This is a genomic window from Sphaerochaeta pleomorpha str. Grapes (assembly GCF_000236685.1).
In the GTDB taxonomy this organism is placed as follows: Bacteria; Spirochaetota; Spirochaetia; order Sphaerochaetales; family Sphaerochaetaceae; genus Sphaerochaeta; species Sphaerochaeta pleomorpha.
Genome location: NC_016633.1, coordinates 3,155,189 through 3,167,642 on the forward strand (window position 1 = coordinate 3,155,189; position 12,454 = coordinate 3,167,642).

Annotated in this window: 12 protein-coding genes; 11 read left to right on the forward strand and 1 reads right to left on the reverse strand. The window is 45.3% G+C overall.

Annotated elements, in window-relative coordinates; genetic code table 11:
* Positions 1-5 precede the first annotated feature (5 nt).
* The 5 genes from SPIGRAPES_RS14395 to SPIGRAPES_RS14415 all read left to right on the forward strand — a co-directional run bounded on the left by SPIGRAPES_RS14395 (position 6) and on the right by SPIGRAPES_RS14415 (position 5,204).
* Entirely contained in the window at positions 6-1,124 is a 1,119-nt protein-coding gene (locus tag SPIGRAPES_RS14395) for an HD-GYP domain-containing protein (protein WP_014271484.1), read from the forward strand.
* On the forward strand, positions 1,121-2,230 hold the full coding sequence (locus SPIGRAPES_RS14400) for a response regulator (RefSeq protein ID WP_014271485.1): 1,110 nt from the start codon (positions 1,121-1,123) through the stop codon (positions 2,228-2,230). Before SPIGRAPES_RS14395 ends, SPIGRAPES_RS14400 begins: the two co-directional genes overlap by 4 nt.
* Positions 2,231-2,487: 257 nt before the next feature.
* Positions 2,488-2,760, forward strand: a complete 273-nt coding sequence (locus tag SPIGRAPES_RS14405; protein ID WP_014271486.1) for a CD3324 family protein — start codon at positions 2,488-2,490, stop codon at positions 2,758-2,760.
* 262 nt (positions 2,761-3,022) lie between these two features.
* Positions 3,023-4,120, forward strand: coding sequence for a response regulator (locus SPIGRAPES_RS14410; protein WP_014271487.1), 1,098 nt, complete (start codon positions 3,023-3,025; stop codon positions 4,118-4,120).
* Positions 4,110-5,204 carry a response regulator gene (locus tag SPIGRAPES_RS14415; protein ID WP_014271488.1) on the forward strand — a complete coding sequence of 365 codons (1,095 nt, stop codon included), beginning with the start codon at positions 4,110-4,112 and terminating at the stop codon, positions 5,202-5,204. The genes SPIGRAPES_RS14410 and SPIGRAPES_RS14415 overlap by 11 nt, the downstream gene beginning before the upstream one ends.
* Positions 5,205-5,311: 107 nt before the next feature.
* On the opposite strand, the gene rsgA is transcribed toward SPIGRAPES_RS14415, so the two are convergent.
* Positions 5,312-6,403 (reverse strand): ribosome small subunit-dependent GTPase A, encoded by a 1,092-nt coding sequence (gene rsgA / locus SPIGRAPES_RS14420; protein ID WP_014271489.1) that lies wholly within the window; start codon positions 6,401-6,403, stop codon positions 5,312-5,314.
* 359 nt (positions 6,404-6,762) lie between these two features.
* Between rsgA and SPIGRAPES_RS14425 the strand changes: the two genes are divergently transcribed.
* The 6 genes from SPIGRAPES_RS14425 to SPIGRAPES_RS14450 all read left to right on the forward strand — a co-directional run bounded on the left by SPIGRAPES_RS14425 (position 6,763) and on the right by SPIGRAPES_RS14450 (position 12,279).
* A complete protein-coding gene (locus tag SPIGRAPES_RS14425; RefSeq protein WP_014271490.1) occupies positions 6,763-7,377 on the forward strand; it encodes a TetR/AcrR family transcriptional regulator in 615 nt (204 codons plus the stop codon).
* 124 nt (positions 7,378-7,501) lie between these two features.
* Positions 7,502-8,398: an HlyD family secretion protein gene (locus SPIGRAPES_RS14430; RefSeq protein ID WP_014271491.1), complete on the forward strand. Its 897-nt coding sequence runs from the start codon at positions 7,502-7,504 to the stop codon at positions 8,396-8,398.
* Positions 8,399-8,400: 2 nt separating this feature from the next.
* Complete coding sequence (locus SPIGRAPES_RS14435) at positions 8,401-9,327, forward strand: ABC transporter ATP-binding protein (RefSeq protein WP_014271492.1); 927 nt, start codon at positions 8,401-8,403, stop codon at positions 9,325-9,327.
* Positions 9,324-10,061: an ABC transporter ATP-binding protein gene (locus SPIGRAPES_RS14440; protein ID WP_014271493.1), complete on the forward strand. Its 738-nt coding sequence runs from the start codon at positions 9,324-9,326 to the stop codon at positions 10,059-10,061. The genes SPIGRAPES_RS14435 and SPIGRAPES_RS14440 overlap by 4 nt, the downstream gene beginning before the upstream one ends.
* Positions 10,061-11,167, forward strand: a complete 1,107-nt coding sequence (locus tag SPIGRAPES_RS14445) for an ABC transporter permease (RefSeq protein WP_014271494.1) — start codon at positions 10,061-10,063, stop codon at positions 11,165-11,167. The genes SPIGRAPES_RS14440 and SPIGRAPES_RS14445 overlap by 1 nt, the downstream gene beginning before the upstream one ends.
* A 2-nt stretch (positions 11,168-11,169) precedes the next feature.
* Positions 11,170-12,279 (forward strand): ABC transporter permease, encoded by a 1,110-nt coding sequence (locus tag SPIGRAPES_RS14450; RefSeq protein WP_014271495.1) that lies wholly within the window; start codon positions 11,170-11,172, stop codon positions 12,277-12,279.
* Positions 12,280-12,454: the final 175 nt, after the last annotated feature.

Here is a 12,454-nt window from a genome sequence, read left to right on the forward strand (position 1 = left end):
AGCACATGAAACTCAATAATGAAAACAAAGTCACGATTCTCCTCGTTGACGACTCGCCCGATAGTATTGCCTTATTGAGCTCGTTGCTAAAAAATTTATATCGTGTAAAAGTAGCTATAACGGGAGAGAAAGCCCTTGAAGTGGCCACTGCTAAGGATGTGCCCGACTTGATTCTGCTCGATATCATGATGCCTGGCCTTGACGGTTATGAAACGTGTCGCTTGTTCAAGTCCAATCCTAGAACAGCGGAAATACCGATTATATTCTTGACCGCGAAGACGGGGGATGCCGACGAAGAAAAAGGTTTGGCACTTGGGGCTGAAGATTATATTGTAAAGCCTCCCAATCCGGCAATTTTGAGAGCTCGGATAAAAACTCATCTCAAACTGAAAGAAGTGCGCGATTTTCTCAAGGATAAAAATGAATATCTTGAGGCGGAAATAACACGACGGACACAGGAAATCAAAGTAATTCAGGACATGACCATGATTGCGATGGGATCTCTGGCGGAAACGCGGGATAACGAAACAGGCAATCACCTCAGGTGTACGCAAACATACATCAGGATTTTGGCCGAACGATTACGCTGTCAGCCACGTTTCAAGGAACTTCTGACTGAAGATCTGATTGATAGGCTATGCAAGTCAGCGCCGTTGCACGATATCGGAAAGATAGGAATTCCTGATTTTGTCCTGAAAAAACCAGGGAATCTGACCAATGACGAATTCAATTTGATGAAGACACATACCACAATTGGCCGGGACGCAATTCTTTCCGCGGAGAAGTATCTGGATTCTTCTGCTTCTTCTTCCTTTCTTGCATTGGCCCGTGACATCGCCTGGTCTCATCATGAGAAGTGGGACGGTTCCGGGTACCCCCAAGGCCTTTGCGGGGAAATGATTCCTTTGGCAGGAAGGCTTATGGCCATTGTTGACGTGTATGATGCCCTTATGAGCGAGAGGGTGTATAAACGGGCTTTTACGCATGAGGAAACGGTCGTCCTTATAAAGCAAGGATCAGGGACAGCTTTTGACCCTGATATCGTGCATGCTTTTCTGGAAATTTCCGACGAATTCATGAAAATCGCAGAGTTCTTCAAAGATGATGAAAGGAGTCAACTATGAACGGAAATCGGGAGACTATACTGATTGTGGATGATATTCCCGATGATATCCTTGTACTTGACGAAATACTCAAGAAAGAATATCAGGTCAAGGCTGTTACAAACGGTGCGGCGGCACTGAAGATAGCACAGGGGGAAAACCCTCCTGACTTGATTCTACTCGATATCATGATGCCTGTTATGGACGGTTATGAGACTCTTCGCCAACTTAACCAACATCAGAAAAGCGCAGGGATCCCAGTTATTTTCCTGACAGCAAAAACTGGGCCTTTCAACGAAAAACTGGGTCTTGACTTGGGTGCGGAAGATTATATATCCAAACCTCCAAGCCCGCCTATCGTACTTGCTCGGATACATACTCATCTTCGGCTCAAAAAGCTCAGGGATATAATCAGAAACAAGAACGAATATCTTGAGATGGAGATTGTCCGGCGAACGCAAGAAATTGGAATGATACAGGATGTAATGATGATGGCCCTGGGATCACTTGCGGAAACCCGGGATAATGAGACCGGTAACCATATTAGGCGTACTCAGAATTATATCCGTGTACTTGCGCAAAATCTGACCGATCGCCCACGTTTTTCCGGGCTCCTGACGGATGAGACGATTGAGCTTTTCTATAAATCCGCTCCGCTTCATGACATCGGTAAAGTTGGAATACCGGACAGGATACTGAATAAACCATCAAAGCTCACCGATGAAGAATTTGCAGTGATGAAAACTCATACAACCATCGGACATAATGCCATACTCGCGGCCGAGCAGGCGCTTGGCTCGCAGAACACCTTTCTTTCGGTTGCGTGCGATATAGCTTGGTCACATCACGAAAAGTGGAACGGTTCAGGATATCCTCGCGGTTTGTCAGGCGATGAGATTCCCTTGGCAGGAAGACTTATGGCCATTCCAGATGTATATGATGCGCTTATTAGTGAACGGGTATATAAAAGAGCTTTCAGCCACGAAGAAGCCGTAACGATAATTACCCAAGGAGTGGGTTCTCATTTCGATCCTGATATTGCCCGCACTTTTTTGCGAATTGCCGACCGATTCCACGAGATAGCGATGGCTTTCAAGGACAGTGAGGGAGAGTTCCCCGAACGGTAAAAATGAATCATACTGGTCGTCGAGTATGTATCCTATCATCATCTCATAGTATATATCGTGTTGACTGGAATCATTGGCTTGCTTAACATTCAGCAATGAGGCGCATGCCTTATTGAGAACTGTTTTTTAACAAGGAGCTTGGATGTTCAGCACATTGGATTCGGTTCGTTATGCATAGCAAGGGCTATTGCATACTACAATAATGCATAGGCAATAGCTCTTGTTCAATCCTGACACAAACGTAGGGGAGGAGCATAATGGGCTACAAAAAAGCAAACGATGTATTACCACAACACTTATTGAGTGCGGTTCAACAGTACATAGACGGCGAGTATATGTACATTCCACGTAAAGAGGACAGCAGGTTGCCGTGGGGTGCAAACACAGATACAAGGAATATTGTAAAGGCCAGGAACAGGGAAATTCTGGACAAACGTCTGGCAGGTTGTTCTGTTGGCGACTTGGCTGAAGAATATTTCTTGTCAGAAAAAGCTATATACAAAATTATCAACGCCTGTAAAAATGGCTGAAATCAAAGCGCCCCGACTTCGCTTGGGGCGCTTTTTCCTTTTTTATGGTGTATGAGAAATACAGTATGGAATTTGAGCAAGGGCTGCAATAGGTAAAGCAGAAAATCGAAAGGGACTGGCAGAAGATGAGCCACTTGGCAAGAAACAGATACACTGACCGGTATACCCAAATCATGAATGTTTTGAATCGCTTTGTTTTGTAGGTTCCTGCATGTGAAACGCGAACCATGGTACAGGGAACATGGTTGCAGAGGAGGGAGAAATGAGGCTTGATGGATTTGGTTTGTTTGTACAGGATATGGCAGTGATGGTCCGCTTCTACCGGGATGTTCTGGGATTTGGTATCAAGGAAGATGAGAATACTCGTAATGTCTATCTGATCAAGGATGGGACGTTGTTTCTGCTCTATGGAAGAGATGACTTTGAGAAGATGTGTGAATGTCAAGGAAGTTTTTCACCGGGTATCCCGAAGCAAGATATTGACCTTATATTCGACGCTTTTCAACAATCAAAGGCCAACAATAAAAGCGGAGGGACTGGTCTCGGTTTAACAATCAGCAAGAAACTGCTGGAAATCATGGGAGGCCAGATAAGCGTCGAGAGCATCGTCGGCAAAGGGAGTACCTTCAAATTCAGCATCCCTGTCACCCGCGTCGAATCGTATGGGAACAAGGAAAAGAATACGATACACGAGATAGTTGGCCTGGAACTTGGCACTCAAAAACTAAGAATCTTGGTGGTTGATGACAATCCAATCAATCGAGAGTTGCTTAAAATCATGTTGGAACCCATTGGATTTTCCCTACTGGAGGCCGCAGATGGAAAGGAAGCGATAGCATTGTGTAAGCGGATGCATCCCCACCTCATCCTGATGGATCTTCGTATGCCAGTAATGGATGGCTATGAGGCAACTTCTTTCATCAATGCAATGAACGGCGATGCACATGTTCCTATCATCGCGGTGACTGCCAGCGCTTTTGAAGATGATGAGGAAGCGGTTCTAAAAAGCGGGTTCGATGGATATGTCAGTAAACCGTTCAAGAGGGGATCGCTTTTGAAGGAAGTAGCTGAACTCCTGAATCTTCGGATTGTGTATGCAGAACAACCACAAAATCGTTGCCCGGAAGGTAAGCATTTTTCCGTATTGAAAGAGGATATGAGAAAGATTCCAAGTGATCTTACCCGTGCTATGCACGAAGCCTTGGAACTAGGGGATATGGTTGGTTTCAAATCTTTGCTCCCAAACCTGGGACCATACGGAGCGAATCTGAAGGATCATCTTATGGAGTTGGCAAAATCCTATGATTATGAATCATTGCTGGAACTATTACAGAGAGAGGAGGAGAATCATGAATACTAGTGTGAAGGATTCCAAGGTAATGATAGTTGACGACACTCCTGCCAACTTGGAACTATTGGAACAGATACTATCTGGCAATGGATATCAAGTCATGTCGTATACACAAGGTGCAAGGGCTTTTGCTGCAGCGGTAAAATTCTCCCCTGATTTGATTCTCTCGGACATCATGATGCCTGAGATGGATGGTTTCGAGTTGTGCAAGCAGTTGAAATCGGACCAGAACACTGCTGATATCCCATTGATCTTTCTCAGTGCCATGGATAACCCCGAGGATAAGATCAAGGGGTTTTCCGTAGGAGGTGTGGATTATATAACCAAGCCATTCTATGCCCAGGAGGTATTGGCACGGGTCGGCACCCATCTTTCCATGAGTCACATGCGCAAGGAATTGCAGGCATACAATGAACGCCTGGAGGACCTTGTCCAATTACAGGTCAAGGAAATCCATGACTCCCAGCTGGCTACTATCACCGTCATCTCTTCATTATCGGAGTGTCGCGATGGGACTACCGGTAAGCATATTCAACGTACCAGCATTTTATGTAGGGAATTGGCTGTGGAACTGCAGAGAAACTCACCATATTCCGACCTCATTGACGATAAGTTCATCCTTGATTTGTCTCATGCTGCTCCGTTGCATGATATTGGTAAAATCGGTATCCCCGATAGTATCCTGATGAAACCTGGCAAACTGACTGCCGAGGAATTTGACATCATCAAGATGCATACGCTTATCGGTGCAACAGCTTTGGAGAAGGTCCATGCTCAATATCCTGGGAATTCCTTTATCAACATGGGAGTTCAATTAGCTCGGTCACACCATGAGAAATGGAATGGGACAGGGTATCCTGATGGTTTGGCTGGGAAGTCCATTCCCTTATGCGGGCGCATTATGGCGCTTGTAGATGTATATGATGCCATCAGTTCAAAGCGTCCATACAAGGAAGCAAGCACGCATAAGGAAACAGTCCAGAGTATCATACGTGATTCCGGAACACACTTCGACCCGGTCATCGTCCAGGCATTTTTGCAGATTGAAGAAGCATTTGCAAAAATTCGTGATGAGAATGGTGATGCTTCTTGATTTTCTCCCAGACGTTCAGCTACAGACTGTAATAGTATAAGAGGTAGTGCAGTATGCCAGGCATACTCGGCCTTTTTTCCCATACAGGGAAGAGAGTGCTGATTAACTCATCTCCTCTCTTCCCTGCGATACAAATATTGCAGCCTCCCCATTTCTTTATCTTTCTTCTTTCTTCTGCTTGCAACGGCTTCCCAGTTTTCTGCTTCATCCCGCAATTGCAGATAATTGAGGAAGCGGTCTTGCTCCAGTTCTCCTGTAAGCAGGGCCTTCTTCACCGCACACCCAATCTCTGCTGTGTGGGTGCAGTCTGAGAATCGACAAAAATGAGCGAGTGCTGCAATATCGGGAAAAGACTCGCAGACTTGCTGGGAACCATTGTTCATCCCGATAGCACGTAGTCCGGGGGTATCGATAACGATTGTCCCATTGGGAAGAATATACAATTGCCTGTTGGTGGTCGTATGCCTTCCTCTTCCATCTTGACTTCTCACTTCCCCTGTTTTCGCTACCATCGCATTGCTCAGGCAGTTGAGAAGCGTGGACTTGCCTGCGCCGCTCATACCAAGAAGCATACATGTTTCATGCGGTTTTAAGTTGGTAAGCAAGGAGTCGATTCCTTTGCCTGAAAGCGAATCTACCAAAAAGACTTGAAGGTCAGGGAACCGGGAGACAATCTGCATCCGATAGCTCTCGACATCCTCAAGAAGATCGATCTTTGTTAGAATCAAGAGTGGTGGTATCTCATCTGCATGTAAAAGGGATACGAACCGTTCGATCCTGCGAAGATTGAAGTCATTTCGTGCATCCATGACGATTGCACAGGCATCGACATTGGCTACAACGGCCTGAGCTTCACCTGCTATCCCATACGGATCCTGCACTACAGGTTTATGGAAGACTTGCTTACGGGGAAGAACAGCTTCTATAAGCCCCCGCCCAGGTGCATAGCGCTGCACTGCACACCAATCTCCCACAACCGGGTTGGGTTGTATGAGGAGATCCTGCATATTCTGGAAGGTCCCTGAACGTTCCAGTAGTAATTGATGTTCCCCGTCGGTTCCCCAAAACAGTCCTCTTCCTTCCCGGTATATTCGAACCGGAATATAGAGAAGCCCTTGATAGGGAGCGAACTCGAGGGTTCGTGATTCTGTCCATCCATACGTATCTAATGAGGTATAAGAAAATTGTGTAGTATTCATAAGTATCCGTCCGGTTAGGATATAAAAACAGCCTACCGCTGTTTGGCAGGAAAACCCCGGAACGGGTGTTGAGAACAGATTTCAGAAAAGTCTTTCCTGGAACATATGCACAACACCGGTCAACGGGGTTGCATAACCGAATCCAGATTCATTGTAAACATCCAAACTCCATCTACTAAAGATGCTTGCATCATACGCCGTGACTTTGTAGAGGTCAAGCTCTGTAGTGAGATGGCTAATCGTGCCTCGCTGATGAAAAGATAAAGATAGAACCAAGACTTTTACAAAACGCGTGACACCAGTGGGTTGACACCAGTAATCAACCTAATTAATATCCTTATTTAATAAGGTTATTAAATATGACAGACACACCAATGGAGCAAGCAATCATGGAAGCTGCAGAGCATCTCTTCCTTGAACGAGGTTTTGCACTCACCTCGACAACAGACATAGCCAAGGAAGTCGGGTGTAATCAATCGCTTATCAATTACTACTTTCGCAGCAAAGAGAAGCTTTTTAAGTCGATTTTTGAGAGAAAGGCGTTGCTTTTTTTCTCCTCGCTGAAAAAACCCTTCGAAACTGGCATCCCGTTTCTGGAAAAGATCAGAATTCTTTCAGAGAATCATTTTGAAATATTAGCCAAAAACTCCAGACTTTCTTTTTTCATACTCAGCGAAGTCACCACCAGTTCCCAACGGCTGGAAGATTTTGCGGATATCGTGAATGAGAACCTGGGAAGGATTTTTCCTTTGCTTGAAAAAGAATTAGCACAGGAAATCAAGAAAGGACGAATCAAAGAGACAACCCTGTTCGATATCCTGATGACGATGGTATCTCTCAATATTGGTGTATTCCTGTTACAACCAGTAATCACAAAGATACTACCGCACAGTGATGTTTCTGCTCAGATTTTGGATAGGGGAAAAGAAAATGCCAACATTCTCCTTATGAGCTTGATTCCCTCAGGGCAATAGTAAGATTTCTACACTGTGCCAAACCGTTTGACCTTGCAGAAATAACGAAAGCACAGCATGCAGTTCAATTGCCTTTGGCTCTGGGTGAGCTAAACCTTATTGAAGGAAACGGAGAATCCCTGGAATGAAAAAAATCACTATCATACTTTTTATACTGGCAACTGTAGTCTCTTGTACCCCCAATGGAGAAATCAAAATCGCAGAGGGTAGTTTCGAATCAACAGAGGTTATAGTCAGTGCCGAGGGCAATGGACGTATTCTTTCTTTCAATGCGGAAGAAGGAGCCAACGTCATAAAAGGCCAGATTCTCGGGAAAATAGACGACCGGCAACTGGTTCTCAAGCGTGGGCAACTGCTCTCTATGCGTGAAAAAGTCGAAACCCAACGACCGGATATTGGCATACAGGTTGCAGCCATGGAAGAACAACTAGCCGTTGCCAAAGCCGAAAATACAAGAATTGCCAATTTGGTTGCAGCAAAGGCAGTAAGCGAAAAACAGCTTGACGATAGCAAAGCCCAGGTGACTATCCTTGAATTGCAGCTTGATGCACTGAAATCGACACTGAAACAGAACGTTGAAGGCCTTGCAAAGGAAAGCGAATCCCTTTCCTTTCAGATTGCCCAACTTGATGATCAAATCAGCAAATGCGTAATAACCAGCCCTATAGACGGGACCCTCATGACATCCTACGCACAAGAGGGAGAGTTGGCCAGCGTAGGGAAATCCTTGTTTGCGGTTGCAGACCTAGATTGTGTATACCTGAGAGCCTATATAACCGCTGCAGAGCTGACTACGTGTAAACTCAACGATACGGTCAAGGTTAGGGTCAATTATGGTGAAGGGGGAAAACGATATTATGAAGGGAAGCTATCATGGATTTCTGAAAAAGCAGAATTTACCCCCAAGACAGTGCAGACTAAAGATGAACGTGCAACCTTGGTCTATGCAGTGAAAGTATCGCTTGTCAATGATGGATACCTGAAGCTAGGTATGTATGGTGCGATAGTCGAGGGGAAATGAATATGGCACAACAAGCTGTCACAGCGCAGGGGATCGAAAAGCATTATGGCAAGACCCATGCGCTCAGAGGTATAGATATCGAAGTCGAGAGGGGAGAGATCTTCGGCCTGATCGGAGCGGATGGAAGTGGGAAGACCTCTCTGTTTCGAATTCTGACAACATTGCTACTTCCTGATGGGGGAAATGCCACCGTCGATGGTTTCGATGTCGTTACTGATTTTTGGCGCATCAGGAAGCTTATCGGCTATATGCCTGGTCGATTCTCATTGTATCAGGATTTGACTGTACAGGAGAATCTCAATTTCTTTGCTACCGTATTCAACACCTCGATCCAGGAGAATTATGAGCTGATCAAGGATATCTGGATACAACTCGAACCATTTTGTACCCGGAGGGCGGGAGCTTTGTCCGGTGGCATGAAACAGAAATTAGCTCTCTGCTGTGCCTTGATCCATCGTCCCTCGGTCCTTTTCCTTGATGAACCGACTACTGGGGTTGACCCTGTTTCCCGTAAAGAATTCTGGAATATGCTAGGCCGGCTCAAGCAGGAGGGGATTTCTATTTTGGTTTCAACGCCGTATATGGATGAAGCTGCAATGTGCAACCGCCTTGCCTTGATTTCAGACGGTAGTATTCTGGAGACAGGGACGCCCTATCAGATATCCAGTGGTTTTCCCCATGATCTCTTCTCTATCAAAGCAGAGAAACTCAACAGCTTGATCCCTATCTTGCAATCACATCCATCAGAGCGTACCTGTTTCTCTTTTGGAAGTTCCATTCATTTCAGCACTACCTCTGGTGCAGTGCACTGCGAGGAGATTGCCACTTGGCTTGGAAATCATGGGCAAACAGATGTTTTTGTGGAACGGATCAATCCTTCGATTGAGGATCGGTTCCTTGCGCTTTCAGCTACAGGAGACAATCAATGAGCGCAATCATCGCGACAGACCTGACAAAAAAGTTTGGATCCTTTGTAGCTGTCAATCAAATCTCATTCGATGTAGGTGAGGGTGAAATATTTGGTTTTCTGGGTGCAAACGGGGCGGGTAAGACAACTGCTATGAGAATGCTCATTGGTTTGCTCGTCCCTACCAGTGGGACCGGAATGGTAGCAGGATATGATATCAAAAAGGAAAGTGAAAAGGTAAAAGCCAATATTGGGTATATGAGCCAGCGGTTTGCTTTATATGGGGATCTGACTGTTGCAGAAAATATCCGGTTGTTCGGGGGTATCTATGGAATGGACAAAAAGCTGATCAGAGAAAAGAGCAATCGCCTTTTGCAGGACTTGGATTTGACAGCTGAAAAAGATAGTTTGGTCTCACGGCTGCCCCTGGGCTGGAAGCAAAAACTTGCGTTCTCGATCTCGATTTTCCATAACCCCAAAATTGTGTTTCTTGATGAACCGACTGGGGGGGTCGACCCTGCCACCCGGCGCCGCTTCTGGGAAATGATTTATGCTGCTGCTGAAAAAGGCATTACTGTCTTTGTCACTACCCACTATATGGACGAGGCTGAATACTGCAATCGGGTTTCCATCATGGTGGATGGGGGCATAGAGGCACTCGATACTCCTCAACGATTGAAATCCCAATGCAAGGTCTCATCTATGGATGCAGTTTTCCAGATGATTGCACGGAAGGCAAAAAGGATGGCAGACTAATGGCTACTCTCTTCGCCTTTGTAAAAAAAGAGTTTTACCATATTTTTCGGGATCGATGGAGTTTGATTATCCTGCTTCTCATGCCTGTCATGATGCTTATTCTCATCGGGTTTGCGATGACTACAGAAGTCAAAGGGACCACGTTCAGGGTTTTGGACCCTTCTTTTGATGAATCAACCAGGGAGATTGTCGAAACACTTACACAAAGCGGCTATTTTACTTTTGGGGGATACCTGGCTGACGAGGCTGAAATCGATCAGGTGTTTCGACAAGGCAAGGCGGGACTTGTCTTGGTTTTCTCCTCCCGGTTTGAATCAGAGAGAATCCATACGAAAAATGGCACCATTGCGATACTCACTGATGGTAGCGATCCCAATACTGCAAAAACCCTGACAAATTATGCCAGCGCAATAATCAGGGGCTGGGCTCAGAAGCAAAACACTGTTACAAAAGCTTCCTGGACTATCGGGGTGGAAACGAGATTTCTCTACAATCCGGCAATGAAAGGGTCCTATAATTTTGTACCCGGTGTTCTTGGCATGATTCTCCTCTTGATCTGTGCCATGATGACATCAATCTCGATTGCACGTGAAAAAGAATCCGGTACGATGGAAGTATTGCTCGCTTCCCCGATGAAACCAGGAACTATCATCTTGGCGAAGACTGTTCCGTATTTTACAATTTCTTGTGTAAACCTGGTAACCAGTCTTCTCCTGTCCGTCTTTGTTCTCGCTGTTCCTATACAGGGTAGTATCGTTGTGCTTATTGCCGTTTCCCTATTATACATTTTGCTCTCTTTGCTGATCGGGGTCATGATTTCTACGATTGCCAATTCACAGCTCGTTGCCCTGTTGATATCCGGTATGGGTTTGATGATGCCGGTTATTCTCCTTTCTGGCATGATGTTTCCCATCGAATCGATGCCGCTTCCACTCCAATTCCTTTCCGCTCTTATTCCAACCCGTTGGTACATATCTGCCATGAGGAAAATCATGATCAAGGGGCTTGGTTTTGGTTCGGTTTTAACTGAGGTTGGAGTCTTGTCCTTGATGGCTGTGATCGTATGCATCATCAGCCTCAAGAAATTTAAACCCAGATTGGAGTAAGTATGCTGAAATATCTCATACAGAAAGAATTCATCCAGATCAGACGCAATCTCTTCCTTCCCAGAATGATACTGATATATCCTATCATGCTCATTCTGGTTCTGCCTTTTGCCGCCAATTATGAAATAAAGAATATCAATATTGCCGTTGTCGACCATGATGACAGCATGCTATCGACAAGATTGCGTGCCAAGATCTCCTCGTCCCATTATTTCAGGATCTCAGGTTATTGCTACAATGATCTGGATGCTCTGCGAATGGTCGAATTAGGGACTGCCGATATAGTCTTGGAAATTTCCCCTGGCTTTGGAAATGAACTTGTCAGGGGAAATCAGGGTGCAGTATTGATTTCCTCTGACACGGTCAATGGCACAAAAGGGAATCTTGGCAGTGCTTATCTTTCCTTGGTCATGCAAGATTTCAGTACGGAGCTCCGAAATGAAGCAGTACCCGCACTAAAAAACTCTCCGCAGTCGGTTACCCTTGAGCCTCATTATCTTTACAATCCCTACCTTTCGTACCCGGATTTTATGATACCTGCCCTGATGGTCATGGGGTTGCTTTTGATCACCGGTTTTCTTCCTGCACTCAATATTGTTGGGGAAAAAGAAGCAGGAACAATCGAAAGCATGCATGTTACTCCGGTTCGTAAGAGGACGTTCATTCTTTCCAAATTGATCCCGTATTGGATCATTGGGTTTTTCGTTTTTACGTTTATGTTGTTACTTGCCCTTGTATTCTGGAAGTTGTTTCCCACCGGAAGCATTTTGCTTTTGTATCTTTCTGCCTGTTTGTTTGTGCTCACTGTTTCAGGATTTGGACTGGTCATCTCCAACTATGCCAGATCTTACCAGCAGGCTATGTTCATGATGTTCTTTTTTATCATGATTTTTAATTTCTTGAGTGGACTGTTTACTCCAGTATCCAGCATGCCTCAATGGGCCCAGGTATTCAGTCATCTAAGTCCCTTGCGGTACATGATTGAAATCCTTCGTGGGGTATATCTGCGGGTGTGCGGGATTCAGGACCTCCATAAGCAGTTGATTTCCTTAGCAATACTCATGGTTGGATTCAATAGTTGGGCAATTATCAGCTATCGGAAGAAAAGCTGATAATTGCCCAGCCAAGGTAACTATCTGCAAGAAAGCGACCTGTGCAAGCAATGATTGCAAATATGCACCTAAAGAAGGTAAGGGTCCCGGCAAAAATAATCCTCTGCTAAATGGGCAATACCAGACTCGATAAAATGGGATTTCAGCAACTGACTTGGCAGCTAGTACGTTACCC

Excerpts from the sequence above, each read along its gene's own strand:
- SPIGRAPES_RS14395 (WP_014271484.1), top strand. The coding sequence starts at position 6 with ATGAAACTCAATAATGAAAACAAAGTCACGATTCTCCTCGTTGACGAC.
- SPIGRAPES_RS14400 (WP_014271485.1), top strand. The coding sequence starts at position 1,121 with ATGAACGGAAATCGGGAGACTATACTGATTGTGGATGATATTCCCGAT.
- SPIGRAPES_RS14405 (WP_014271486.1), top strand. The coding sequence starts at position 2,488 with ATGGGCTACAAAAAAGCAAACGATGTATTACCACAACACTTATTGAGT.
- SPIGRAPES_RS14410 (WP_014271487.1), top strand. The coding sequence starts at position 3,023 with ATGAGGCTTGATGGATTTGGTTTGTTTGTACAGGATATGGCAGTGATG.
- SPIGRAPES_RS14415 (WP_014271488.1), top strand. The coding sequence starts at position 4,110 with ATGAATACTAGTGTGAAGGATTCCAAGGTAATGATAGTTGACGACACT.
- rsgA (WP_014271489.1), bottom strand. The coding sequence starts at position 6,403 with ATGAATACTACACAATTTTCTTATACCTCATTAGATACGTATGGATGG.
- SPIGRAPES_RS14425 (WP_014271490.1), top strand. The coding sequence starts at position 6,763 with ATGACAGACACACCAATGGAGCAAGCAATCATGGAAGCTGCAGAGCAT.
- SPIGRAPES_RS14430 (WP_014271491.1), top strand. The coding sequence starts at position 7,502 with ATGAAAAAAATCACTATCATACTTTTTATACTGGCAACTGTAGTCTCT.
- SPIGRAPES_RS14435 (WP_014271492.1), top strand. The coding sequence starts at position 8,401 with ATGGCACAACAAGCTGTCACAGCGCAGGGGATCGAAAAGCATTATGGC.
- SPIGRAPES_RS14440 (WP_014271493.1), top strand. The coding sequence starts at position 9,324 with ATGAGCGCAATCATCGCGACAGACCTGACAAAAAAGTTTGGATCCTTT.
- SPIGRAPES_RS14445 (WP_014271494.1), top strand. The coding sequence starts at position 10,061 with ATGGCTACTCTCTTCGCCTTTGTAAAAAAAGAGTTTTACCATATTTTT.
- SPIGRAPES_RS14450 (WP_014271495.1), top strand. The coding sequence starts at position 11,170 with ATGCTGAAATATCTCATACAGAAAGAATTCATCCAGATCAGACGCAAT.